General features: G+C 67.9%; 19 protein-coding genes and 9 pseudogenes. 14 read left to right on the top strand and 14 right to left on the bottom strand.

What is annotated here, in order from left to right; genetic code table 11:
• Positions 1 to 50 precede the first annotated feature (50 nt).
• Positions 51 to 982 (top strand): IS5 family transposase gene (locus tag OG842_RS00760; protein WP_443063950.1). Its coding sequence is split into 2 segments (ribosomal slippage): positions 51 to 456 and positions 456 to 982, totalling 933 coding nucleotides; the frame shifts between segments, so codons are not numbered across the junction.
• Positions 983 to 1,161: 179 nt separating this feature from the next.
• On the opposite strand, the gene OG842_RS00755 is transcribed toward OG842_RS00760, so the two are convergent.
• Positions 1,162 to 2,346: an IS701 family transposase gene (locus OG842_RS00755; RefSeq protein WP_266726591.1), complete on the bottom strand. Its 1,185-nt coding sequence runs from the start codon at positions 2,344 to 2,346 to the stop codon at positions 1,162 to 1,164.
• 177 nt (positions 2,347 to 2,523) lie between these two features.
• Entirely contained in the window at positions 2,524 to 3,786 is a 1,263-nt protein-coding gene (locus tag OG842_RS00750; protein ID WP_443063949.1) for an IS701 family transposase, read from the bottom strand.
• Between the two features lie 153 nt (positions 3,787 to 3,939).
• On the opposite strand from OG842_RS00750, the pseudogene OG842_RS00745 reads away from it, so the two are divergent.
• The 4 genes and pseudogenes from OG842_RS00745 to OG842_RS00730 all read left to right on the top strand — a co-directional run.
• A pseudogene (locus tag OG842_RS00745) lies at positions 3,940 to 4,799 on the top strand (IS630 family transposase); the annotation flags it as partial.
• 240 nt (positions 4,800 to 5,039) lie between these two features.
• The gene (locus OG842_RS00740; RefSeq protein WP_443064049.1) at positions 5,040 to 6,128 is read left to right on the top strand and encodes an IS110 family transposase; all 1,089 of its coding nucleotides are present in this window, start codon (positions 5,040 to 5,042) and stop codon (positions 6,126 to 6,128) included.
• A 7-nt stretch (positions 6,129 to 6,135) separates the two neighbouring features.
• Positions 6,136 to 6,408 (top strand): annotated as a pseudogene (locus OG842_RS00735) (IS630 family transposase); the annotation flags it as partial.
• Between the two features lie 752 nt (positions 6,409 to 7,160).
• Positions 7,161 to 7,295, top strand: coding sequence for a hypothetical protein (locus tag OG842_RS00730; RefSeq protein WP_266733845.1), 135 nt, complete (start codon positions 7,161 to 7,163; stop codon positions 7,293 to 7,295).
• A 22-nt stretch (positions 7,296 to 7,317) separates the two neighbouring features.
• On the opposite strand, the pseudogene OG842_RS00725 reads toward OG842_RS00730, so the two are convergent.
• Positions 7,318 to 7,638 (bottom strand): annotated as a pseudogene (locus OG842_RS00725) (GmrSD restriction endonuclease domain-containing protein); the annotation flags it as partial.
• Positions 7,639 to 7,652: 14 nt separating this feature from the next.
• Positions 7,653 to 8,020, bottom strand: a pseudogene (locus OG842_RS00720) (IS6 family transposase); the annotation flags it as partial.
• A gap of 190 nt (positions 8,021 to 8,210) precedes the next feature.
• On the opposite strand from OG842_RS00720, the gene OG842_RS00715 reads away from it, so the two are divergent.
• Together OG842_RS00715 and OG842_RS45075 are read left to right on the top strand one after the other, a co-directional pair.
• A complete protein-coding gene (locus OG842_RS00715) occupies positions 8,211 to 8,690 on the top strand; it encodes a hypothetical protein (RefSeq protein WP_266726581.1) in 480 nt (159 codons plus the stop codon).
• Between the two features lie 386 nt (positions 8,691 to 9,076).
• Positions 9,077 to 9,472 (top strand): transposase family protein, encoded by a 396-nt coding sequence (locus OG842_RS45075; protein WP_443063948.1) that lies wholly within the window; start codon positions 9,077 to 9,079, stop codon positions 9,470 to 9,472.
• A 358-nt stretch (positions 9,473 to 9,830) separates the two neighbouring features.
• Here the strand turns inward: OG842_RS45075 and OG842_RS00705 are convergent.
• The 5 genes and pseudogenes from OG842_RS00705 to OG842_RS00685 form a co-directional block, all read right to left on the bottom strand.
• Positions 9,831 to 10,317, bottom strand: a pseudogene (locus OG842_RS00705) (IS6 family transposase); the annotation flags it as partial.
• 16 nt (positions 10,318 to 10,333) lie between these two features.
• Complete coding sequence (locus tag OG842_RS00700) at positions 10,334 to 11,530, bottom strand: IS110 family transposase (RefSeq protein WP_266726579.1); 1,197 nt, start codon at positions 11,528 to 11,530, stop codon at positions 10,334 to 10,336.
• 226 nt (positions 11,531 to 11,756) lie between these two features.
• Positions 11,757 to 11,984 (bottom strand): annotated as a pseudogene (locus OG842_RS00695) (IS6 family transposase); the annotation flags it as partial.
• 95 nt (positions 11,985 to 12,079) lie between these two features.
• The gene (locus OG842_RS00690) at positions 12,080 to 12,502 is read right to left on the bottom strand and encodes a hypothetical protein (RefSeq protein ID WP_266726577.1); all 423 of its coding nucleotides are present in this window, start codon (positions 12,500 to 12,502) and stop codon (positions 12,080 to 12,082) included.
• 46 nt (positions 12,503 to 12,548) lie between these two features.
• Positions 12,549 to 12,713: pseudogene (locus tag OG842_RS00685) on the bottom strand (NF041680 family putative transposase); the annotation flags it as partial.
• Between the two features lie 33 nt (positions 12,714 to 12,746).
• Here OG842_RS00685 and OG842_RS00680 point away from each other — a divergent pair.
• Positions 12,747 to 13,169 (top strand): transposase, encoded by a 423-nt coding sequence (locus tag OG842_RS00680; RefSeq protein WP_266726575.1) that lies wholly within the window; start codon positions 12,747 to 12,749, stop codon positions 13,167 to 13,169.
• Between the two features lies 1 nt (position 13,170).
• On the opposite strand, the gene OG842_RS00675 is transcribed toward OG842_RS00680, so the two are convergent.
• Positions 13,171 to 13,548, bottom strand: coding sequence for a nuclear transport factor 2 family protein (locus OG842_RS00675; protein WP_238576850.1), 378 nt, complete (start codon positions 13,546 to 13,548; stop codon positions 13,171 to 13,173).
• A gap of 149 nt (positions 13,549 to 13,697) precedes the next feature.
• On the opposite strand from OG842_RS00675, the gene OG842_RS00670 reads away from it, so the two are divergent.
• Complete coding sequence (locus OG842_RS00670; RefSeq protein ID WP_443063947.1) at positions 13,698 to 14,963, top strand: IS701 family transposase; 1,266 nt, start codon at positions 13,698 to 13,700, stop codon at positions 14,961 to 14,963.
• Positions 14,964 to 16,019: 1,056 nt separating this feature from the next.
• Positions 16,020 to 16,217 (top strand): annotated as a pseudogene (locus tag OG842_RS00665) (hypothetical protein); the annotation flags it as partial.
• 551 nt (positions 16,218 to 16,768) lie between these two features.
• Here the strand turns inward: OG842_RS00665 and OG842_RS00660 are convergent.
• The 3 genes from OG842_RS00660 to OG842_RS00650 form a co-directional block, all read right to left on the bottom strand.
• Positions 16,769 to 17,155 (bottom strand): hypothetical protein, encoded by a 387-nt coding sequence (locus OG842_RS00660; RefSeq protein ID WP_266726574.1) that lies wholly within the window; start codon positions 17,153 to 17,155, stop codon positions 16,769 to 16,771.
• A gap of 347 nt (positions 17,156 to 17,502) precedes the next feature.
• Entirely contained in the window at positions 17,503 to 17,673 is a 171-nt protein-coding gene (locus OG842_RS00655; protein ID WP_266726573.1) for a hypothetical protein, read from the bottom strand.
• A gap of 100 nt (positions 17,674 to 17,773) precedes the next feature.
• The gene (locus OG842_RS00650; RefSeq protein ID WP_266726572.1) at positions 17,774 to 18,049 is read right to left on the bottom strand and encodes a hypothetical protein; all 276 of its coding nucleotides are present in this window, start codon (positions 18,047 to 18,049) and stop codon (positions 17,774 to 17,776) included.
• A gap of 104 nt (positions 18,050 to 18,153) precedes the next feature.
• On the opposite strand from OG842_RS00650, the gene OG842_RS00645 reads away from it, so the two are divergent.
• From OG842_RS00645 to istB, 4 genes and pseudogenes are all read left to right on the top strand, one after another.
• Positions 18,154 to 19,020: a phosphotransferase gene (locus OG842_RS00645; protein ID WP_266726571.1), complete on the top strand. Its 867-nt coding sequence runs from the start codon at positions 18,154 to 18,156 to the stop codon at positions 19,018 to 19,020.
• Positions 19,021 to 19,093: 73 nt separating this feature from the next.
• Positions 19,094 to 19,665: pseudogene (locus OG842_RS00640) on the top strand (IS5 family transposase); the annotation flags it as partial.
• A 385-nt stretch (positions 19,666 to 20,050) separates the two neighbouring features.
• Positions 20,051 to 21,286 (top strand): IS21 family transposase, encoded by a 1,236-nt coding sequence (gene istA / locus OG842_RS00635; RefSeq protein ID WP_266733358.1) that lies wholly within the window; start codon positions 20,051 to 20,053, stop codon positions 21,284 to 21,286.
• A gap of 4 nt (positions 21,287 to 21,290) precedes the next feature.
• Positions 21,291 to 22,481 carry an IS21-like element helper ATPase IstB gene (istB, locus tag OG842_RS00630; RefSeq protein ID WP_323185679.1) on the top strand — a complete coding sequence of 397 codons (1,191 nt, stop codon included), beginning with the start codon at positions 21,291 to 21,293 and terminating at the stop codon, positions 22,479 to 22,481.
• Between the two features lie 153 nt (positions 22,482 to 22,634).
• On the opposite strand, the gene OG842_RS00625 is transcribed toward istB, so the two are convergent.
• Entirely contained in the window at positions 22,635 to 24,788 is a 2,154-nt protein-coding gene (locus OG842_RS00625; protein WP_266726569.1) for an alpha-galactosidase, read from the bottom strand.
• Between the last annotated feature and the right edge of the window lie 6 nt (positions 24,789 to 24,794).

The following is a 24,794-nucleotide window of genomic DNA, read 5'->3' as shown; positions in this document are numbered from 1 at the left end:
GTTTCTCGGATCTCCTGACAGGACTGGGGTGTTGAGGTCAGGGTGGTGGGATGGGTCGTGGGGATCTGACGAATGCGGAGTGGGACCGGCTGGAGTCATTCCTGCCTCGTGGTGGTGGGCGCGGGGGTCGGTGGAGTGACCACCGTCGGGTGATCAACGGGGTTCTCTACCGAGTGCGGACGGGTGTCCAGTGGCGGGACCTGCCGGAGCGGTTTGGGCCGTGGGAGACCGTCTACAAACGGCATCGTCGCTGGTCAGCTGATGGAACCTGGAAGATGCTGCTGTCTCGCATCCAGGCCGCCGAGGATGCCGCGGGCCGGATCGACTGGGATGTGTCCGTGGACTCGACCGCCGTGCGAGCCCACCAGCACGCTGCCGACGCGCGGAAGGCGTCGGCGGCCGAGGGTCCTCAAAAGGGGAACGTTCGGGGGACGAACCAGGTCGATCCGGTGCTGCGGAAACTGGCCGTCCGGCTGGAGGAGGTGGTCGGATCGGCGAATGCCTGGGACGCTCCCGAGGCGGATTCACCACCAAGATCCACCTCGCCGCCGAGGGACGATGCCGCCCCCTCGCCTTCGTCCTGACACCCGGCCACTACGGCGACGGCCCCCAGCTTGAGGCCGTGCTGGAGGAGATCTCCGTGCCCCGCAGCGGAGTCGGGCGGCCCCGCACCCGACCAGATCACGTCCTGGCGGACAAGGCCTACACGTCCCGAAGAAACCGTCGCCACCTGAGACGACGCGGCATTAAGCACACCATCCCCGAACGCCTCGACCAGCAGAAACACCGGCAGAATCGGGGCTCCCGAGGCGGCCGGCCCACCGGCTTCGACAGCGAGCGCTACAAGAAACGCAACACCGTCGAACGGGCCATCAACCGGCTGAAGGGCTTCCGAGCGGTCGCCACCCGCTACGAGAAACGCGCCTACATCTACCTTGGCACCGTCACCCTCGCGGCCCTCGCGATCTGGCTCCGAACATGATCCAAGAAACAGTGCCTAGTACTGCAACGGTGTTTGTCGTGACGGGTGGTCAGTCGGTGGGGCGTGGCCTCGTTGTTTGTAGTGGCTGGTTCGGGCTTGGTGTTGTCGTTTTCGGCGCCAGGTCGACCAGTGCAGGATGTGGTCGACGGGTGCGTGCCGTCGGTTGGTGAGGCGGTGGATCAGGCGTCTGATCTCGGCGAGGCTGAGGTGGATGAGCTGGGAGGATCCGTTTCTGCTTTCCCGGTGTCGAGCTGGCGGGCCCGCAGGACGGTGAGGCAGGCGTGGGCGGCCATGGCCAGGGTGATGTGGCGGTGCCAGCCGGGGTAGCGGCGGACCTGGTAGTCGTCCAGGCCGCACTCCTGCTTCGCGGTCTGGAAGCATTCCTCGATCGCCCAGCGGCTCCCGGCGATGTGGATCAGCTCGTCCAGGGTGGCGTCGGCCGGGCCGTAGGCGATGTAGTAGGAGAGCTCTTGGGGACGGGCAACGCTGCGACGGGCGATCACCCAATGCCGGCGGTCGGGCCGGTGCCAGGGGCGGACTTCGACGCGTGCCCAGTCATAGACGCGGGGCCCGTGGGAGCCCTGGCCGCACGAGCGGCGTTTCCATTTCTGCCGGGGCAGGGCGGGAAATAGATCGCTCACGGGGTGGTCGATGGCCCAGCGGGTGACGACCGTGTCGTGGCGGGTGGTGGCCATGACGTGGAAGACGTCCGCCTGTTCCAGCTCAGAGCGCCAGCCCTTGCTGTAGCCGTAGCCGGCATCTGCGGTCACCCAGCGGAACGGGATCTTGCCGGCGATCGCGCGGCGGACCATCTCCTTGGCCATCGCCACCTTCGTCGCGAAGCCGACCTCGTCGTCAATGCCGGCCCGGCGGCACCGCTCTCGGTCGTCCGTCCAGGAGGCAGGCAGATACAGACGGCGGTCGATCAGCGTTCGTCCGAGCGGGGCCGCATAGGCGAGGAAGACACCGACCTGGCAGTTCTCCGTGCGGCCCGCGGTGCCGGAGTACTGCCGTTGCACCCCGGCCGAACCGGTGCCCTTCTTCAGGAAGCCGGTGTCGTCCACGATCAGCACCGCACCAGGATCGCCGAGATGCTCGACCACGTAGTCACGCACATCGTCCAGAACCTCGTCGGCGTCCCACTCGATCCGGTTCAACAGCCGGTGGATGCGGTCCGGACCTGCGTGGCCGGCTTCTTCGGCCAGCGTCCAGCCGTTCTTCCGCTGCAACGGGGCTACGAGTCCCCGCATATAGGCAAGAGCTGACTCACGAGGCTCCGATCTGCCGAATCGGTGAAGAAACCGCCCTTGCACCGCACCCAACTCACCGGCCCACGACCTGACCTCAGCAAGATCCCCACCCATGACAACACCAACGATCGACCTGCCTACCCGTCACAGCAAACACCGTTGCAGTACTAGTAGGGCTTTGTTAGGTCCTGTGGTGTGGTTCTGGTGTTGGTGCGGGTTGGCCGCATATCGAGCAGGCGCCGGTCCAGGTGGCCAGGAGGGCCTGAAGCGCGCGGAGGACCGCGTAGAGGGTCAGGCCGGCGCAGGCGCTTTTGGGTCGAGCCTGAGCATGGTGCAGAACGCCTGGGCGAGGGAGGCGAGGGTGACGTGGCGGTGCCAGCCGGGGAAGTTGCGGCCCTCGAAGTGGTCCAGGCCCAGACCGTCCTTGAGCTCGCGGTAGTCGTGTTCAACGCGCCAGCGGATCTTGGCGATGCGGACCAGTTCGCGCAGCGGGGTCTCGGCAGGCAGGGTGGAGAGCCAGTAGTCGGTGGGCTCGGCGGCGCCGGGCGGCCATTCGGCCAGCAGCCAGCACTCGGGCAGGGAGCCGTCGACGGCGCGGCGGATCGTCCGGTTTGCGGGTCGGACCCGCAGTGCCAGGAACCGCGAGCGCATCTCGGCGCGGGGATTGTGCTTCGTGGTCTTGCTTCCCTGGCGCCAGGTCACGGTTCGTGCCGCCGATCGCCCTGTGTCCAGGACGAGTTGGCGCAGAGTGCTGTGCTGACCGGGGTAGGCCGGTCCGGGCGGGCGGCCCTGGCCGCTGTAGGGCGGGCGCTCGGGGACGGCGTCGCCCGGGTAGGCGGTGGTGGTGCCCTTGACCGCGACGGCGTAGGCCAGGTCGCGCTCGGTCAGGCCCTCGCGGAAGCCGGTCGCGTCGCCGTATCCGGCGTCGGCGACCACCGGCAGGTCAGGAAGTTCCCAGCCCTCGCGGACCTCGTCGAGCATGTCCAGGGCCAGGCGCCACTTCTCCCTGTGCCGCTCGCTGTCGGGGATGGCCGCCTTGGCGCGTCGGCGCTGGATCGCCCCGGTCAGCAGCGCATCGCCGGTGTTCTTGGTGTCGTCCCAGCTCTCGGGCAGAAACAGGCGCCAGTTGACCGCCGAGGAAGCGTGGTCGCTGACCAGATTGACGCTGACGCCGATCTGGCAGTTGCCGCGCTTTCCCAGCGCACCGCAGTACATCCGCGCCACACCCGGTGAGTCGTAGCCGTCCTTGGGAAAGCCCACATCGTCGATCGCGTACGCCTCCGGCGAGATGTGAGCGGCAGCCCAACGAGCCAGCCGCTCACGGACCTTGGCCCAGTCCCAGGTCGAGGAGGCCACGAACTGCTGGAGCTGCTGGTGGTCCACGCCCAGGCGCTCGGCCATCGGCTGCATCGACTTGCGCTTGCCGTCCAGCATCAGCCCGCGCAGGTACAGCTCGCCCTTGGCTCGCTGATCCCGCCGGGCCAGAGAACCGAGCATCTCCGCCGCGAACGCCTCCAAGCGTGTGCGGACCGTGTCCATCTCCTCGGGCGTCACACCTGAAAGAACATCACAACCTATCTGGAGATGATCAATCGGGGTACCTAACAAAGCCCTACTAGGGCCGTATCAGGCAACGTTTGCCCTGTTGTGACGTGACGTGTCGCCTGATTGCTGTGCTGGGCGGCGCGTGGCCGTCATCCTGGCTGGGTGGCGGAACGAGTACAGGTACGCGAGATCGACGATGACGAGGGCAGACGGCTGCTACGGATCACCCGCAGGGGCACCGGATCGGTGGTGACCTGGCGGCGGGCCCAGATGGTCCTGCTGTCCGCGCAGGGCATGCCGGTGGCGAAGATCGCCGAGGTGTCGTTCACCAGTGATGACCGGGTCCGGGACGTGATCCACAACTTCAACGCCGATGGATTCGCCTCGCTGTATCCGAAGTACAAGGGCGGCCGCCCCAAGACTTTCACGCTGCCCGAGCGGCGCGAGATCAAGAAGATCGCGAAGTCGAAGCCGACCGAGCACGACCTGCCCTTCTCCACCTGGAGTCTGACCAAGCTGGCGGACTTCCTGGTCGCCGAGGGGGTGGTCGACGACATCAGCCACGAGGGCCTGCGCATCCTGCTCCGCGAGGAAGGCGTCTCCTTTCAACGCCTGAAGACCTGGAAGACCTCCCGCGATCCGGACTACGCGGCCAAGAAGGCCCGCGTCGAACACCTCTACGCGATCGCCGACGGCGAGGTCATACCCGAAGAAGGCGAGCCCGAAGTGGTGTTCTGCATGGATGAGTTCGGCCCGCTGACCTGATGCCCCACCCGGGCCGGCAATGGGCCGAGCGCGGTGGCAAGCACAAAGACCCCGACAGTGAGCCACGCCGACGACGGCGGGCGACCTACAACCGCTACGGCGGAGTACGGCACCTGTTCGCAGCCCTGGACCTGGCCAAGGACAAGCTCTACGGTCACATCAAACCGGTCAGGAAGCGGACGCAGTTCCTGGAGTTCTGCCGCTACCTGCGCAGCCTCTACCCGCCCCAGACCCGCATCGCGATCGTCTGCGACAACTGTGAGACTCGTGGGGCGTCGCCGGGGGCCGGAGCCTGACCCGTGCGACAACTGGCCCTGGTTGCCTTGGAGTAGATCTGTCGGCTCTGGCCCCCGGCGGTGCTTGCTGCCGCCGGACCGGCGGGCGTGTCCCGATAGGGGCCTTGCCCCACAAGGCACCATCACAGTTCTGACCGCCCACCCGGCCCGGCGTCGGCCATCAGCCCCAGCCGATGAAGGAGCCGCGTGACCGTCACCAGCATGCCCCAGCCGACGCTGCCCGCACAGCGGGCAGCGCAGCCCGCGGAGGACGTGATCCTCGGGGTAGATACGCACAAGGACGTGCACGTCGCTGCAGTGATCACCGTGCTCGGCGCACTGCTGGCTCACCAGGAGTTCCCGACCACCGCTGCCGGATACCGTCAACTCCTCGCCTGGGCACGCTCCTTCGGCATCCTGCACCGTGCCGGAGTGGAGTGCACCGGATCCTACGGATCGGCCCTGGCACGGTTCCTGCAGCAGGAGAACATCCAGGTCATCGAGGTCAACCAGCCTGATCGTGCCACCCGGCGCAAGCGGGGCAAGACCGACGCCGTCGACGCGGACGCCGCTGCCCGCGCGGTCCTGTCCGGACGCGCCACCACCACACCCAAGACCGGTAATGGCCCGGCCGCCGACCTGCGCGTCCTCAGACTGGCCAAGGAATCGGCCATCAAGGCCCGCACCCAGGCGATGAACCAGCTCAAGGCCGTACTCCTGGGCGTCGATCCCGTACTCCGCGAGTCCATGTCTGGCCTCAGGAACCCGGCGCTGATCGCGCGGTGCGCGGACGGCCTTGCCGACAGCGACGACGCAGCCGTGTTCACCCTTCGCCTCCTGGCCCGCCGCATCCAGCACCTGACCTGCGAGGTCAAGGAGCTCGCCCGCCGAGTCACCCAGGCCGTCCGCGAACACCGCCCGCAGCTGCTGGAACTCGTCGGCGTCGGGCCGGACAGTGCCGCAGCCCTCCTCATCGCCGCCGGCGACAACCCCGACCGGATTGCCACCGAGGTGTCATTCGCCGCTCTGTGCGGCGTCAGCCCGGTTGAACAATCTTCCGGCAAGACCCAGCGCCGACGGCTCAACCGCGGCGGGAACCGGCAGGCCAACGCCGCCCTCTACCGCATCGTCATGACCCGCATACGCTGGGACGACCGCACCCGCTCCTACCTGGAACGACGCACCAAACAAGGCATGTCGAAGCGCGAGATCATCCGCTGCCTCAAACGCTACGTCGCCCGCGAAATCTACCGCCACATCCAGCCGAAGATGGCCGCCCCAACTCCTCCTCCGCAACTTGACGAAACATAGGGGCATCTTCTCCCCGCACCTGACCACGAAGAGATGCCAGCGGGTCGGCACCTGGGCGGCCGCGCACAACGTCGAGATCGCCTACACCCCGACGAACTCTTCCTGGCTCAACCGCATCGAGTCCCAGTTCACCGCCCTGCGCTACTTCACCCTCGACGGCACCGATCACGCCACCCACAAAGAACAGGGCAGCATGATCCGCCGCTACATCATCTGGCGAAACCGCCATACCGACGACCAGCGCCTACAAGCCGTCGTCGACAGGGCAAACGTTGCCTGATACGGCACTAGCAGCGGTTGCTCTGGTCGTCCTGGCCGGTGCCTGGTCGGTGCTGCGGGCTGGAAGGCATGCCGCACCAGAGGCCCGGCCCGGCACCCCCGACAGCTGAACCTACTGCTCGATGTAATGGTTGAAGTGCAATAGATAGTTACAGCATGTTGGTGGCATGACACCCGTACCCTCGGTCACCGTCACGCCGGCACAGGACCGCTGCCCCGTTTGCCATGAGCCGACTGAGGGGGAAGCGCAGTGGTGGACGCTCCGATCGCGCCACCGTACGTCCGAGGGCGAGGTCGAGTACTGCACCGGTGGCTGCGGTTGCCTCGTCGTCCTGGTCAACGGGGAAATGATTAAAGCTCTCCCCGCCGACCATCGGTGAAGTACGAGCGGAGTCGTCGGCATCAAGGCCCAGGTTCAGGCACAGGCCACTCTGCGGCGTCGGGGCGGCACCCCGGAGTCAGGCGGCTCCCCTCTCCCCATCACGAGCGAGACGGGCCATCCGTTGCGGCGAGAGCCGTACGCCTTGTCACCGTTGACGTGACCGGGCCGCTCGCCCTGCGGGCGAATACTGCAACTCTCGAATATCGACACTCCACCAGTGGCATGCGGACACGGTCGACGCTCTGGTGCTGGGGTTCACCGGTCCCCGGTTCAGACCGCATCGTCTGGTTCTGGCGGTGGGGGACGAGGGCGGGCCGGCCAGGGTGTCCGCACGCCTGGAGCCTGTCCTCGCGGCTCGTGTCGGTGAGGCCTTGAGTGGCGCGGCGGTGGTGGGGGAGCGGCGGGCAGAGGGCGAGTCGTATATGCGGGTGGAGACGGATCTGGTCGTGGAGGTGCTGGCCGGGTCCGGCCGTCACGGCACCCTCACCGTGGTCCGGATGCGGTGAGGGTGCGGTGCCTGACTGCTGGTCAGGGGTCGGTTTCGTACTCCACGACGGTGTCCGTGCAGCCCTTGGCCAGCTTCTCCAGGGCTGCGCGCGCCTTGTCGTCCGCGGTGAGCTTCCACCGCAGCTTGGTGCCCACCCAGTCGGCACCGTACGTGCACTGCGCGGACGCGGCCGGCGGGAGCCATTCAGTTGGATCCCGATCGGCCTTGCTCCTGTTGGTCTTCGCGGTGACGGCGACCAGCGACCTGTCGGCGCCGAGGTCGTTGGCGTACTGCTCGCGCCGGTCCGCGTCCCACTTCGAGGCCCCGGGGTCCCAGGCTTCGGCGAGCGTGGCGGCGGGGTCGGAAGTGGGGGTGAGATGCCGCTGAACGCGGACAGGAAGCGTTGTGCTCCGCCGGCGGAGCGGAAGCCTTTCATCGCGCGTTCACGCTGTCTGGTGGGCTGGTGGCTGTTCTCGGCCCGGTTGTTCAGGCCCTTGTGGGAGCGGTGCTCGACGGAGGGCATGACCTCGCGGTGAGCGGCACCGTAGGAGCGAAGCTTGTCCGTGACGACCACCCGCGGTACCGCACCGGTCTTCTTCATCAGCCTGCGAAAGAAGCGCCGGCCGCGGCTTTGTCCCGCTTCCCCTGGACGAGGATGTCGAGCACGTTGCCGTCCTGGTCGACGGCCCGCCACAGGTACTTCCGCTCGCCGTTGATCTTGATGAAGACCTCGTCCAGATGCCATTGAGCAGTGTTCATCTTGAAGTTGCAGGTCACGGGGCTGGCGTGGGTCGAGGCTGGGGTGCTCGTGCCGGTCGGGGGCGTGATCGGTAGCAGGTGATCATCCGGCGCATTGCCGGTTCGCCGGAATCGCGATGCCGGGTCCAGAGGGCTTCGTAAGCTCCGAGGAAGCACGGGTGGGAAGGGGCTATTGATGGCGGATGTTCTGGTCTGGGTGATGCAGCGGAGGGTGGTGCTGGCCGATCGCGCCGAGCGGCTGCGCAAGGAGCTCGCCGGGATCGTTGCCGAGGTGGCCCGGCTGGAGGCTGCCGAGGTGGTGATCGGGCAGTTCATCGAGGCCGAGCGGAGCGGGCAGGCTGACGACCGGGCCGTGGCTGAGGAGTTGGAACGGGAAACGACGGCACCGGGTGCGGGCGGGATGCTGCTGGTCCCGCACCGCGAGCCGGGCGTGGACGAGAGCGCGCTGCCCGCCGACTACCAGGCGATCATGAAGATGGTGACCGCGGCTTCGGAGCCGGTCCCGGCCAAGGACGTCAGCGTCCAACTCGGCAGGGGCACCCAGCCCGGGCAGGTCGAGCCGGTCCGCGACAAGCTCAGGCGCCTGGCGGACCGGGGCTGGCTGCACCGCACCCCAGCCGGCCGCTTCACTGCCCTGCCGCAGCCGCCGGTCTGACCGGTCGCGGCTGAATTTCGGCGTAACGTGCAGTCCGCCGACGGGAGTTGGGGTGTCCATGCGAAGGAACAACCGCCCCGCCGAGGGCACTGAAGGGCTTGTCCACCAGTGCCGCCTGCCGCTGTCGAGCGCCACTTTGGACCTGGTCTCCGGCCTGGTCCGCGGTCACCTGAAGAAGATCCGCTCGCGCTGGCGCAAGCTCCCGCCCGGCCGGATCGCCCTGATCGTTCTGGCGGGCCTCCGCCACGACCAGCGGCTTTCCGACATCGCGGGCGCCAACGACGTCTCCGCCTCCACCGTGCGCCGCTGGCTGCTGGAAGTGCTCGGCCTGCTTGCCGCGCGGGCCCCGCGCCTGGACCGCGCCCTGAAGAAAGTCGCCCGGAAGGGTGGCGTCGTTGTGTTGCTCGACGGCACCCTCGTCCGTACTCGCCGACGCACCGGGGACGCCAACCCGGCCGAACTACTCGGGCAAACACAAGGCCCACGGCCTGCTGTTCCTCGCCCTGACCGACGAGCGCGGCAACCTGGTGTGGATCTCGGCGGCGAAGCCGGGGCGCTGCTCGGAGATCACCACTGCCCGCCACAACAAGATCACCGCCCACCTGAGGGAGGCCGGCCTGGGGGGTGCTCGCCGACCTCGGCTTCGTTGGCCTGGACGACAATCCCGACGACCCGGTGATCGTCACCGACCGCAAAGCGACCCGCGGTTATCCCCTGACTGTCGCCCAGACGGAGGCGAACCGGCTGGTCAGCCACGAACGAGCACGGCTTCGCCGATCTGAAGAACTGGCGGATCCTCACCAAGGTCCGCATGAACGCCCGCCACGCGACCATGCTTCTGCGGGCTCTCCTCGTGCTGACAAACGCCGAGGTCCAGCGTTGACGGACGATCACCTGCTACCGATCACGCTCCGACCAGCGCGAGCACCCCAGCCTCGACCCACGCCAGTCCCGTGACCTGCAACTTCAACATGAACAATGCTCATTGTCGTCGGGCGGTGACTGTTGGTGATCCCGGCGGTATGTCGGAGAGATGTGGTAGGCGGAGGGTGGGGGTCTGACGGCCTTGTCACGTTGTTGGGTGTGTGGGTGTCTGATGGTGCGTCGAGATTGCGTGGGGCCGGGTGCCCCAGCCTGGGCTCAGGCCACGGTAGGCCGGCCGGTGACGCCGGTGATCTGCTCCCGGATGGTGAAGCGGTGGTCATTTCGGCTCGGTGTTCGGATGCGGTCATCAGGTGGCGTCGGGGCCGGAAGTGGGGTGAGATACCGCTGAATGCGGACAGGAACCGCTGGGCCCCGCCCACGCTGCGGAAGCTCTTCATCGCCCGTTCGCGTTGCTCGTCGACTGGTGGCTGTTCTCGGCCCGGTTGTTCAATCCCTTGTGCGAGCGATGCTCCACCGAGGGCATGACCTCGCGGTGAGCGGCGCCGTAGGAACGCAGCTTGTCGGTGACGACCACCCGCGGCACCCTGCCCGTCTTCGTCATCAGCCTACGGAAGAATCGCCTGGCTGCGGCCTTGTCCCGCCGGTTCCGAACAAGAATGTCCAGGACATTGCCGTCCTGGTCGACCACCCGCCACAGGTACTTCTGCTCACTGTTGATCTTGATGAAGACCTCGTCCAGATGCTTCCCAATGCCGATGTCAAGCCGCCGTCGTCACTGAGGGTATGACCTGGTAGCACCGTCGGTCACGGATCAGAGCCCACAGGACGTTGACGCGACGGCGTGCGAGCGCGAGGACGGCCTGGACGTGCCGTTTCCCCTCGGCGCGCTTGCGGTCGTAAAACTTCCGTGAGTTGGGGTCTCGTTGGACGCTGACCAGCGCGGAGATGTAGAAGACGCGCTGCAGGCGACGGTGGTATCTCGTCGGTCGGTGGTCGTTACCGCTGACCTGGCCGGAGTCGCGTGGGGCGGGGACCACGCCGGCGAAGGCCGCGAGCCGGTCGGCCGTGGGGAAGGCGTCCAGGCTGCCGCCGACGGCGACGAGGAACTCGGCACCGAGGATCGTGCCGATGCCGGGCATGGACTGGATCACGTCGGCCAGTTCGTGTTCGCGAAACCGGCCCTCGATGAGTTTGTCGGTCTCGGTGATCTTCTCGTTGAGGACCATCACCTCCTTGGCGAGGGTGTGCACCATCTTCGCGATGGCCTTCTCACCCACGACGGCGGTGTGCTGGCGCTCGGCGGCCTCAACCACCTTCTCGGCGAGGGCAGCAGCGTTGCAGACCTTGCGGTTGCGCAGCCAGGCGGTCAGCCGCCGACTGCCCGCGCGGCGGATCGCTGCCGGTGTCTGGTAACCGGTTAGCAGCACCAGCGGGCCGACGTTACCCAGGTCGAGGGCCCGTTCCAGGGCCGGAAACATGCTGTTCAGCAGGGCCTTGAGCCGGTTGGTGGTGCGGGTGCGGTCGGCGACCAGATCGACGCGGTGGTCGGTCAGCAGCCGCAGCTCGAGCGTGGCTTCGTCGCCGGGGCGGATCGGCTGGAGGTCGCGGCGCATCCGGGCCTGGTCGGCGATCACGCGGGCGTCACGGGCGTCCGTCTTGCCCTGGCCGCGGTAGCTGTCGGTGGCCCGGTTGACCGCGATACCGGGGATGTAGACGAGCTCCTGGCCATGGTTGACCAGAAGGGCGATCAGCAGGCCGGGCTCGCCGCCGGTCATGTCAAGCGCCCAGGTCGTCTTGCCGCCGTCGGCGAGGTCCAGGACGTCACCGATCAGCTTCAGCAGTTCCGGCTCGTCGTTGGCCACCCGACGCGACAGCAGCGTGTCGCCCTCGCTGTCCAGGACCAGGCAGTGGTGGTGGGTCTTGCCGCAGTCGGTTCCCGCCCATATCCGGCTCATCGTGCTCCATTCGGTCGTACATGCCTTGCGTACCACGGACGACCTCGCCGGCATTGCTCTACACAGCGACTTGTTCGCACTTCCCAATCGGCGGCCGAGTCGTCGTGGGGAGCCAGGCGGCCAAGCACCTGAAGCCACGAACGGCAGCCACTTGTCAGCCACACCCAGCTCCCCTGGGTGTCCTCACCCTACGAACGGGAGGACCAACCCGTTCAAGAAGGTAGAGCCACTTGTCCCCGGGGCGCGGCCGCCGGCGACGCAGCGCGCTGGCGTACGCCTGGCCGAACTTCCGACACCAGCGGCGCACGGTCTCGTGGGAGACGGTCACGCCGCGCTGGAACATCAGCTCCTCCACCTCACGGAAACTGAGCGGGAACCGGAAGTACAGCCACACGCAGTGCGAGATGACCTCGACCGGGTGCCGGTGCCCCTTGCACGACGACGGTGCACCCACCACGGACGGCTCCCCCAACGTGATCAACCCAAGATCATCCCACGGGCCAGCCAACGTGACAGCGCCCCTTTCGGTGTTCAGGGACTGAACTGGATTCAGAGTTTCAGTGGCCCGAAGGTGCCGTCTCGGAACGTGAAGACGGTCGGCTCGGTGTCGAACTCCTCCCGGAAGTACCCGCTGTAGCCAGGTTCTTCGACGTGGGGTGCGAGCAGGTCCAGGACGGTGTAGAGGTCACCCATCATGTCGTCGAGCCAGAGGTTGCGGCTGAACAGTCCCCATGCGTGGAGCTCACCACCAGGCGTGAAGCGTCGCGACTGGCGTAGTAGGGACACGAAATCGCCTCCTGGCAGGCGACTGTCCGGATCCGGGGAGAGCAGTGGATACGAGTGCTCCTCCGCGTCGAGCTCTGCTGGACGCTCGGGGGCCAGGCCGAGGTGCCATCGCAGGGCTGCCAGGACCGTGTCGGGCGTGTCGTCCCGGAGGAAGCACGTGAAGACGAGTTCGTAGTGGAGGCTCACGGGAGTGCATTCTGCCCGGCGCCGCTGACAGACCCAGATCATGGCCTCACGGCCGGGCTTGATCACGTTCGATCAGGGCGCCCGGGCGTCTGACGGTCTTGCCCACGTCGTAGCGGGTGGCGGGCTGCTTGTTCTTCGAGCCGAGCGGGCGACCGGGGCCTGACCGCGATGGTTTCGGCACACGGGCCGGGCAGTGCAGAGGCTGTCGCACGGCTCCTGCCCGGTGAAGGTCAAGAGCGATTAGTTGTTCGCTTCCGAAGATCCCGAAGGCATCGGAATCCTGGCTGATGGGCGGAACTTCTTGTCGTGTGACCGTGAACGTGATCTCGAGATGCCGCAGGATGTGTGGGAGTGGCTGCCGCCCGAGCACCTGTGCTGGAAAGTGCTCGACGTCGTCGAAGAGCTTGACCTTTCGGCGTTCGAGGACAGCTACCGTGACGACGGGCGGGGAGGGGCGGCGTACGCTCCCGCAAGCCTGATCGCGTTGCTCTTGTACTGCTACAGCAAGGGAGTGCGCTCCTCCCGCCACATCGAGCAGGCGTGCTGGGACGACGTGGGCTGCCGGATCATCACCGCGAACCGCAGAGTGGACCACTCCACCGTCGCGCGGTTCGTACGACGCCACCGCGCGGGCAAGTTCAGGAGAAGGACAGCGACAGAAGGATGACTCAGGAGGCGGACGCCTCGATCTCCCCCGCAAAGACGATGACCTGGTCGATGAGGCTCCGCCGCAGATGGACGACGTCCGTTCCCGCCAGGCGGGGGCCTCCATCCGGCGTGGTGAAGACCCACTTGTACCGGGCCCACTCGTCAGGCATGTCCACCGCTGAGCAGCGCACCATTGTGCCGGTCCCCGCTGGGTGCCGCCGGATGTCCAGCACGAACCGCTCGACCGCCGCGATTCCTTCGCTGCGGCCCAACGGCCCCCAGAAGACCACGTCTGAGGTCAGGGCCTGGGAGAGCAGGGCAGTCACATAGCTGTCGTCCGAGGCGTTGAACGCGGAGATGAACGTGTCGATCGCGGAGCGTGCGGTCTCTTCCTGCATACCCCAGTAATACCAGCCTTTCGCGTGCGCTCGTCCCGCGAGCCGCCTTCCGATCACGGTGAACCATCCCGGTCACAGCACTAGTAGTGCTTGGTCATGTGCGGTCTGCGATGGCGTGTCTTCTTGATGGGTCGTGTCGTTGACAGGACGTGCTGAGTGGGGAGTTGGCTGCGGTCCGGTGTGATCTGGAGGACTTCGCGGCGGAGATGTTCGAGCCGTTCGCGCGAGCGGATCAGCGTCGGTGGGGTGGGGTCTATCTGCGGGGCCTGCTGCTGGACGGCGGGCGCAAGTCGGTGGAACCGATGGCCGCCCGCCTGGGCGAAGACGGGAACCGGCAGGCGCTGGCCCACTTCATCACCTCCAGCCCGTGGGATGCGGCGCATGTGCGGGCCCGTCTGGCCTGGCGTATGCAGCCGGTCGTCAAGCCCACCGCGTTGATCATCGATGACACCGGGTTCCTCAAGGACGGGGATGCGTCGGCGTGTGTGACCCGGCAGTACACCGGCACTGCGGGCAAGGTCACCAACTGCCAGGCCGGGGTGTCGCTGCACCTGGCTTCCAACGGCGCCTCGGCGGCGGTGAACTGGCGTCTGTTCCTGCCCGGGAGCTGGGATCCCGCCTCGCCGAAGGCCGATCAGGCCAAAGTGGCCCGCCGTGGCAAGTGCGCCATCCCTGCCCAGGTGGGCCATGTCGAGAAGTGGCAGCTGGCCCTCGACATGATCGACGAGACGCGGTCCTGGGGCATCGAGGTGCCCCAGGTCATCGCCGACGGCGGCTATGGTGACACCGCCGCCTTCCGGCTCGGCCTGGAAGAACGCGGTCTCGATTACGTGGTGGGCATCTCGACCTCGACCACCGCACAGCCCGAGGACGCACAGCCGTCTGCCCCGGCCTACACAGGCCGGGGCAGACGGCCGGTTCCTGCCTACCCCGAGCCGGCCCGGAGGGTGAAGAGCCTGGTCATCGCGGCCGGAAAGTCTTCCGCGCGGCCGGTGCAGTGGAGGGAGGGATCACGGCCGGGCAGTGGCCGCAGCGGGCACAAACGCATGTACTCGCGCTTCGTGGCCCTGCGGATCCGGCCCGCCGGACGCGAGATCCGCAAGGCCACGGCCACCACCGAGCTTCCGGTCCGCTGGTTGCTGGCCGAATGGCCCGCCGACCAGGACGAGCCCGTGCAGTTCTGGCTCTCCAACCTGCCCGCAACCACCCCGTTGCCCGTCCTCGTGCGCACCGCGAAGCTCCGCTGGCGCATCGAGAACGACTACCGCGAGATGAAACAGGCCCTGGGCCTGGCCCACTTCGAAGGCCGAACCTGGCCAGGCTGGCACCACCACGTCACCCTCGTCTCGGTCGCCCACGCCTTCTGCACCCTGCAGCGACTGAGCCGATCCCCAAAAGAGACGGCGTCGGCCTGAGCCTCTACCGAGTCGTCCACGAGCTGCAGATACTCCTCGCGATCTGGACCGGCGCCTGCCCCACCTGTCACCGCAACATGCCAGACCCCGCACCAACATGACCAAGCACTACTAGGCGGCCCGTGGTCGGGTCTGTGGTCGGGCCCGACCACAGGCCGGCGTAGGCCGACCACAGACCCGACCACCGCAGGTCAGGCGGCCGGGGCGAGCGATGATGCGCTGCCCGTACGATGACCGGCGTGACCGTCCGCCGTGCCCTTGGCTCCGGCCCCCAGGCTCCCGCGCCGCCCAGGCCGACCTGCTCGACGCTCTCCCCGGAGAGCGCCTGTCCGACCTCGACGAACTGCGAGCCCGAGGCGTACTCGGCACGCGCCCGGCTGCGCCTCCGTCCCCGCGGCGGACCCTCGGGGCCGGTGGCCGCGTCGACGAGAAACTGCCCCACCAGCCCGCCTGACACCCCTCGGCACTGGTGCGTGGCTTTGTCCACGAGAACGGGCTCTGGCACAACTTCTGTGATGCCACTCCGCTTCTACTCGTGCTCGCACCGGTTCAGCCCGCTGACCTGCTGTTTCCGCGCTTCTCCCGGGCCGTCCTTGCGATCGGCAGGCCGTAATCGCTGAGTAGGCCCGGAGCGCGGTGCCGGGATTGCTCCCGGTCCGTTTCTCCGGACCTCTCGCCGAACCCGCCGTGCGTCTCTCAACGCAACGGGCTCTCCACGGTTTCTGCCGTCAGACGGGGTTCGCAGGCTGCCAAGGGTTGGGGATCGTGCATCTGGCAGTTCTGGGTACGTCCCGGCTTTGTCCGGGCCGCTCTCGCCCTCCCCGGCATCACCCGGATCAGGCTGTCCTCAGCTTCAATCCTGCTGCTGCGACAGCGGGTTGGTGCAGGTCTTCCACCTCCACTCGAACCAACAGCGCCTCACGGCGCAAACAGAAGCTGAGCCAGAACCCGAGAACGAGGCTCTGGCCCACTTTCCGTGGATCAGCACGCTGAGTGACGTTCGTCGGGCGAGCAGGTCCTGGGGAAGCTGCCTGAAAATGACCCGTACCGGGTGCGGTGTGGCTGACAGTTCGGCCCGTGGGACTGGAGGAGTTGCTATTCCCGTCGATCGCCGACGTGGCGGTGCTGTCGATCGACGTGAACGACGAGGCGGTACGCATCGAGGCCCGGAGCACGGCCGCGGGGTCCGTCTGCCCCGGCTGCGGGAGCTGGTCACGGCGGGTTCACTGCTCCTACCTGCGGTTTCCCGCTGACGTGCCCAGCGGAGGCAGACGGGTCAGTCTCTGTCTACGCGTCCGCCGGTTCCTCTGCCCGGTCATCTCGTGCGGGCGGCGGACCTTCGCCGAGCAGATGCCGGGACTGACCCGTCGCTACGGCCGGCGGACCGAGCGCCTGCGGTCGACGCTGGTCGCGGTCGGTCTCGCGCTCGCCGGCCGGGCCGGTGCCCGCATGGCAAAAGTCTTCGGCGTGTCCGTCAGCCGCGGCACGGTGCTGCGGCTGGTCGCAGCCTTGCCCGACCCGGAAGTGCCAGCCCCGCGCGTGGTCGGCGTCGACGAGTACGCAACCCGCAAGGGCCGCCACTACGGGACCGTCCTGGTCGACGTCGAAGGCGACGTCCGGTGGACCTGCTGCCCGACCGGGAGTCCTCCAGCTTGGCCGCTTGGCTCGCGAAGCGGCCCACTGTGGAGGTGGTATGCCGCGATCGGGCACCATTCTTCGCCGAGGGCGCCACCGCCGGGGCGCCCGCGGGGCCTCGGCTCCGAGTGGCGCAGCAGCCATGAAGCGCGAATGGGCGGCGAGCAATGTCACTTCGGGCAGAGCGTCTTGCGCAGCGCCTCGTTCAATGCCTTGCCCTGCGCGTCCGTGAGCGGCCGGGCGTCATTCCCGAACCGCTGCGCCGCCGACCAGTCGGCCTTGTCGTTCGGCTTGGCGAGCGAGGAACACTGATTCCGCCCGGCGTCGATGGCCTTCTGCTCGTCCACGATGATTTGCGGGTCAACAGCCGCGATCGCGTCTAGGTACGCGTCACGGTCGTCGCCGATCGGAGCGGGCGGAATGCCCGCGGCCTTCTCGGCGGCCGAGTGGTCGACGGTCGTCTCCTTCGGCGCGGGCTTCGCGACGTCCTTCTCCTCGGCCGAGCAGGCAGTCAGGGCGAGCAGCGCGGCGGCGAGCAGGACGACAGCGGGTTTCACGATGGCACTCCGTACGTAGGTCTGTGCAAGGTATGACAGATGGGGCGTACAGATGGTTGTGCTCAGCGTGCGCACGACGAGCGGCCCGTCCGGTCGCACGGCTGCGCCCCGCCGTGTCGTACAGCGGGGCGCAGCGTGTCGTACGGTGCCATGCAGGCGTCATACGGCCTGGTCAGTGGCCTGCTGGGCGTCGTATGGGGCGAGTTGGTGGGCGGTGATCTGCGGCACCGTTTCACCAACATCGGCTTCGCCGCATAGCTCCAGAGCGGCCTCGCTTCGCCTTACGACTACCAAGCCCAGCCGATATCGCGTACTTCCAGGCCGTCCGCGTAGGCCATGTACGAGATTCAGCACCACGTTCCGAAGGCGTGGGCGATCTCCTTGCCGCCGGAGGTCGGCCACCGGTCCGGGTGCTCGGCGGTATCAACGAGCAGGGCCTGTACTGCCGTCCGCGCCTCGGCGGACGGCAGTTCGTCCATGACCTCGGCAGCGAGCCATTCCAGCCGGACGTCACCCATCCCGAGCCCCCTGGTGATCGACAGGGGCAGCACGCTACGACGTGCCCGCCGCCCTTGCCAGAGCCTGTGGATAACCCCGCCTCGGCGGCCTCCCACCCGCTCAGGGACGCTCCTCAGGCTCGGTGACGACGAACTCCTCGCCGTTCCACCGCACGACCACCTCCCGGACTCCGTCCGGCCCGCTCCGGGCCGCCCGCACCAGCTCGACCCGGCCCGCCATGCTCCAGCCGCGCACCGCCCAGTACGGGTGGGCACTGATCAGGCACGACAGCCGGATCAGCTCCCGTCGCAGCTCCGCCGCCCCGCTGCCGGGGCAGCGGGCGAGCTGGTTGTAGATGCGGATTTGCCGGCGCCTGAGATCGATGTCCTGTGACACCGATCTTTGAGCTTGTGCCATCGAACTTTGGGTGGTGCTGCTCGTCACTGTGCCGAGCTACGCCGGTTGGCATCGCCCTCGCTCATCTATGCCAAGATTCGAGGGTGGATATTACGGACGTCACGCGTGCGATAGCGGCTGCGACTTCGGTCGCCGCATCGCTCGACCTGCCAGCCAACGATGCAATCGTTCTCCACAACTCGAACAAGCTGGCACTGCGGCTGACGCCATGCGACGTCTTTGCCCGGGTCGCCCCTGTGGGACAAGAGGTTGCACAGTTCGAAGTCGATCTCGCTCAGCGGCTCACCGAGGTCGGATGCCCGATGTGCCCTTTGGAACCTCGGGCGGACCCACGTGTGTACACGCGCGATGGCTTTGCAGTGACGCTGTGGACCTATTACGAGCCCGTGACACCTCACACCTCACCGGTCGACTACGCCAAGGCGCTGGAGCAGCTGCACGCCGGCATGCGCAAGGTCGATGTGCCGAGCCCGAGGTTCACGGACCGGATCACGGAGGCGGAAGAAGTTGTCGCCGACCCGGATCGCTCGCCGGAGCTCACCGACGCGGACCGCGTGTTCCTCAGCGGCAGGCTCGCAAGCCTGCGACGAGCGATCGACGACCGCGTCGCCGTGGAACAGCTGCTCCACGGCGAGCCGCATCCAGGCAATGTGCTCAGCACGAAGAACGGCCCATTGTTCATAGACCTTGAGACGTGCTGCCGTGGCCCCGTCGAGTTCGATCTCGCCCATGTCCCCGAGGCGGTCTGCGAGCACTACCCGGGCGTTGACCAAGGGCTGCTGGACGAGTGTCGGCAGCTCGTTATCGCGATGGTCGCCGCGTGGCGTTGGGAGCTTGGCGACCAGTTTCCGAATGGGAGGCGATTCGGAGAGGAATTCCTGTGCTTGCTGCGCGAGGGTCCTCCTTGGCCGACACTCGACACAGTGACCAGGCGACTGGATGGTCTGTAGAAATCGCCGAAGGTCACGTGAAAGCGGCAAGGAACCAAGCGACGAGACTGTCGTTGCAACACCTGCGCGCCGGTGGAGCCGGGACCGGGTCTGGGCGAGGCTCCACCGTGTCGTTCTCGACGAACTCGGCGCCCGTGGCGAGCTGGACTGGTCCCGGTGCGCCATCGACTCCGTCAGCCTCCGGGCCGCAAAAGGGGGCCACAGACGGGACCGAATCCGACCGACCGTGGCAAGGCGGGATCGAAAATCCACCTGATTGTTGACCGGAACGGACTGCCGCTGTCGCTGGGTATATCCGGCGCGAACATGCACGACAGTCTCGGCCTCCTGCCGCTCGTGCGCGGCATCCCGCCCATCCGATCCCGCCGAGGTCCACGCCGCCGAAGGCCCGAAAGGCTCCACGCGGACAAGGGCTACGACTTCGACCACCTGCGCCGATGGCTCGGCACCCGCGGCATCCGACACCGCATCGCCCGCAAGGGCATCGATTCCTCACAGCGACTCGGACGCCACCGCTGGGTGGTCGAGCGGACCGTGTCCTGACTGGCCGGCTGGCGACGTCTGCACCGCCGCTACGAGCACAAGGCCGAACACTTCCTCGCCTTCGTCGGTATAGCCGCCGTTCTCATCTGCCACCGCCGTCTCGCACGCAGTCGACGACCTAAAGCACTTCAGGCAGTGCGGTTGCGATCCAGAAAAGCCCGACCAGAACCGCTCCTCCTCCCACCAGGCGAAACGTCCCAGCCGTAGCGCTTCCCATTGACACGCGGCAGGAATAGTAGGAAAAGATCCGATCTGCAAGGTTCCACAGGTTAGCCACGAGGCAGATCCCGAAACCCGCGACGACGACTCCAACCATGACAGCAAGCATCAGCCACACTTCCTACGCTCGTGCATTCGACAGATGAGTTCCTATCTTCATGCCCCGCTGTCGGCGTGCTTTGAACCGTGACCCCCTATCGGTCGATGAAAAGTGACCCCTTCCGTGATCAAGTGATCAGTCTGGCTCCATGGGAGTCAGGTGGAAGAGGTGATCGGTGTGGAGGACTGGGCTGAGATCCGGCGGCTTCACCGTGCGGAGGGAATGTCGATCAAGGGGATCGCGCGGCATCTGGGGATCGCCCGGAACACTGTGCGGCGGGCCGTGGCCAGCGACGATCCGCCGAAGTACCGGCGGGCACCGAAGGGCTCGATCGTGGACGTGGTGGAGCCGGCGATCCGCGAGTTGCTGGCGGAGTACCCGCGGATGCCCGCCACGGTGATCGCCGAGCGGATCGGATGGGAACGGTCGTTGTCAGTGCTGAAGCGGCGGGTGCGGGAACTGCGGCCGGTCTACCTTCCGGCGGACCCGGTCTCGCGGACGGCGTATCAGCCCGGCGAGCTGGCCCAGTGCGATCTGTGGTTCCCGCCGGTGGACATCCCGCTGGGCTTCGGGCAGACCGGGCGCCCGCCGGTGCTGGTGATGGTGTCTGGCTATTCCCGGGTGATCACCGCGAGGATGCTGCCGTCGAGACAGGCCGCCGACCTGGTGAGCGGCCACTGGGACCTGCTGTCCGGCTGGAACGCGGTGCCCCGGGCACTGGTCTGGGACAACGAAGCGGCCATCGGACGCCGCCGGGAGGGACGGGTCGTGCTCGGTCATGAGTTCGCCGCGCTGGCCGGGCTGCTGGCCTGCAAGGTGATCCTGTGCCGGCCCCGCGACCCGGAGGCCAAAGGTCTGGTCGAGCGGGCCAACGGCTATCTGGAGACGTCGTTCCTGCCCGGCAGGGTGTTCACTTCCCCGGCCGACTTCAACACGCAGCTGGCCGCGTGGCTTGAGGTCGCCAACCGACGGGTGCACCGCACTCTGGAGGCGCGTCCGGCCGAGCGGTGGGAGGCCGACCGGGCCGCGATGCTGCCACTGCCGCCGACCGCGCCGCCGCGCTGGTGGCAGACCTCGGTGCGGATCGGCCGGGACCACTACATCCGCCTGGACACCTGCGACTACTCCGTCCACCCGGCCGCGATCGGGCGGATCGTGCGGATCGAGGCGGACACCGAAACGGTGCGGGCTCATCTGGACGGCCGCCTGGTCGCCGAGCATGCGCGCTGCTGGGCCCGCCACCAGACGCTGACCGACCCGGACCACGCCGATGCCGCCACGGCGATGCGGCGCCAGTACCGCCAGAGCGGGGCCGTCGCCGCGGCGGTGGAGGTCGCACAGCCGGATCTGCCGGCCTACGACCGCGTCTTCCATCTGATCGAGGGCGGAGGAGGAGAGGAGTGAAGCCATGGCCACCCGCCCCACCACGTCCCGGGACATCGCCGCCGAACTGGCCTTCCTCAGCCGTGCGTTGAAGGCACCGGCCCTGCTGGACGCTGCCGACCGGCTCGCCGAACGCGCCACCGCCGAGTCCTGGACGCATCAGGAGTACCTGGCCGCCTGCCTGCAGCGCGAGGTCGCCGCCCGAGAGGCCCACGGCGGAGAAGGCCGCATCCGCGCGGCCCGTTTCCCCGCCCGCAAGACCCTGGAGGACTTCGACTTCCATCACCTGCGCGGGCTGAAACGGGAGGCGGTGGCCCATCTGGGCACCCTGGACTTCATCACGGGCAAGGAGAACGTGGTCTTCCTCGGCCCGCCCGGCACCGGCAAGACTCACCTGGCCATCGCGCTGGGCATCCGCGCCTGCCAGGCCGGTCACCGCGTCGCGTTCGCCACCGCCTCTCAGTGGGTCGACCGCCTGGCTGCCGCCCATACCACCGGAAAACTCCAGGACGAGCTCTTGCGCCTCGCGCGCGTCCCCGTTCTGGTGATCGATGAGGTCGGCTACATCCCGTTCGAACCGGAAGCAGCGAACCTGTTCTTCCAGCTGATCTCCGGCCGCTACGAACGCGCGTCCGTAATCGTGACCAGCAACAAGCCCTTCGGACGCTGGGGAGAGGTCTTCGGCGACGACACCGTCGCCGCCGCCATGATCGACCGTCTCGTCCACCACGCCGATGTGCTCTCCTTGAAAGGAGACTCCTACCGGCTGAAAGACCGCGACATCGGCCGCACTGCCGCGGCGGACGATCCGCAGCAACCGCCTGCCTTCATCGTCATCGATCACTGGGCGGTTACCTCGGCGGGTGCGGGACCAGTTCAACGGAGTGCTTTGGCGGTTTTGCACGGGCAGTGGCTGGCGGGATGTCCCGGAATGCTATGGGGCCTGGCAGGCGATCTGTTCCCGGTTCAACGGCTGGGCCAAGACCGGGGTGTTCCAGGGCGTGACGCGTTGATCGCCGAGGTCGCCGCGAGGGGCGAGGTCGGCTTGGAACTGGTCAGCGTGGACTCCACGATCGTGCGGGCACACCAGGAATCGGCCGGACCGGCAGCAGCCAGAGAGACCCTGGACGCCTTGGAACAAGCACTGACCGAGGGGGAAGGGACTTCGTTTCCGCAGGTGCTGCGGGTGATCCCACGGCGGCCGATGCGGGCGTGAGCGGTACACACGAGCCCCCGGATGAGGATCGAGCTGTAGTTCTCGGATCTGGCCCGGTTCCCGGATGGCATCCGGAAACCGGGCCAGCACCACGACGCGTGAAGCGGGTAGCGCATGCGCAACGTCATACGGACCCGAGGTGCCATAGCCGGATCAGAGGGCGCGCAGGTGGACCAGCGCAGCGCTCTGGGGTGCCCGCGCGGGACCCGGTAGCCCGAGTGCTCCCAGCGCCGCGCCGGAGGCCTGGATGCCCGTGACTTCCCAGGTCACCGACGGGTCGGTGGGAGTGACGAGCGAGGCGCGGTAGTCCTGGTCAGGGGCGAGTCCGGGGATGCGGAGCCGCGGTGGCACGGGCACGATCTCGTCGAGCTGGGCGTAGGAGAAGAGCGCCTCCGACCGGTCCTGAGCGACCACTCCATGCGCGAGCAGACCGTCGGGCAGCTCGACGCGTGTCAACCGACCCGTGTGCAGGAGCGCGCGGTGCTGCTTGTAAAGGTCTATCCAGCACGCGAGGCGGTCCAGCTCGTGGGTCGGCACCGTCGTGAGGTCCCACTGGACGCCGAACTGGCCGAAGAAGGCCGTGGCCGCGCGGAGGTCCAGAGTGCTGGTCCGGCCGGTCTGGTGGGAGACCGGCGCGGTGACGTGGGCGCCGAGGTACTCCAGCGGGGCGAGCTGGGCGGTCCAATGCTGGATCGGCTGCCGGGACAGCGGATCGGTGACGTCGGAGGTCCAAGCGCTCTGGACCCGCTCGAGCACGTCCAGGTCGATCCTGCCGCCTCCCGAGGCACAGCTCTCCCACGAGATGCCGGGATGGCGGCGGGTCAGCTCGTCGAGGAGCTCGCGGAAGGCAAGGGTCTGCCGCCGTGACGTGGGCCGGCCGGAGCCGTGCGAGTCACCGCCGTCGATCTGGTCGCGGTTGTGGTCCCACTTGACGAAGTCGATCCGGTGCGCCGCCACCAGGCGGCCGAAGGCGTCGAGCAGGTGTGTCCGCACATCGTTCCGGCTGAGATCGAGCAGGTAGCAGTTGCGTTCCAGCACGGGCGACCGACCGCCCGTGCGCAGGATCCAGTCGGGGTGGTCCCGGTGGACCGCCGAGGCCGGGTTGACGGCCTCTGGCTCCCACCAGAGCCCGAACTCCATCCCCTTCTCGTGCACCCGATCCACAAGCGGTGCCAGCCCGTCCGGCCACGCCACCGGGTCCGGGTTCCAGTCGCCCAGGCCGTCGTCGAGGGAGGTGCGGCCCGCGAACCACCCGTCGTCGAGCACGAAACGCTCGGCGCCCAGCCTGGCCGAGATGTCGACCAGCTCGGTCAGTGTGTCGAGGTCGTGGTCGAGGTAGACCGCCTCCCACGGGTTGAACATGACAGGTGCGGGCGGGGACGGATGGGCCACGAGCGACCGGACGTACTGATGGGTGGCGTCCGCCAGGCCGTCGAGCCCGCGCGCGGACGCGGCCACGTGTACCCAGGGCATCGCGTACGTCTCGCCCTCAGCGAGGACCAGCTCGCCCGGGTGCAGCAGCTCGCCGGCCCGGACGACGGCGGTGCCGGAGCTCAGTTGCTCGACGGAATACCGGTGGTTGCCACTCCAGGCGAGGTGGACACCGAGCACCTCACCGTCGCCGTATCCGAAGCCAGGGGTGCCGACCACAATCAGGCCGGTGCCGTCGAGGATGCGCATGCCGCGGCGGTGCTCCCGGACCCACTGCCCGTCCGCGAGGGCATGGCGCTGGGGCTGCCGCTCGCGGGCCCATCGCCCGGTGAAGTCGAGGATCTCGCCCGCGCTGGTCGGAACGGGGATGACCACGTCGAGCGCGTCGACCACGTAGGTGCCGGCACCTACGTTGGTCAACAGGTGCCGGAGGCGGAGCCCTCCCCCCGGGACGGCTTCAGCCTCGAAGCACAGTTCGAGTCCCGCCGCCTCGTCGGTGGCCTGGACCACGAGCGAGCCGTCGTCGCACCGCACCGAGCCGGGAGCGAACGCGGTGGACCAGTCGCTCGCGGGGCCTTCGGGGCTGATCCGGTGGCCGAGCAGCGCGGGCCGTCCGAGGTAGCCGCGCGCGTGCTCCGGGAGCACGCTGACCGGTGAGCCGATCAGCCAGGAGTTCCAGGCCGTGGTCTCGACCGAGGCGGGGATCGTCAGGGATCGGACGTCCGTCGCTGTCAGGGAAAGCCCCATCCACCCGATGTCGGGCAGGCCGTCCGCCCGCGGCAGCAGGACCATCGTTGTGGTCTCGGTCCCGCCGAGGCCGGAGAGGGACACGGGGGCGGTGGGCGCGGGCACGGCAACGCGTCCGGGCTCGATCATTCGGTG

The sequence above is a fragment of the Streptomyces sp. NBC_00376 genome, from assembly GCF_036077095.1.
GTDB lineage: Bacteria > Actinomycetota > Actinomycetes > Streptomycetales > Streptomycetaceae > Streptomyces.
This window is presented reverse-complemented; position numbering and strand designations above follow the sequence as displayed.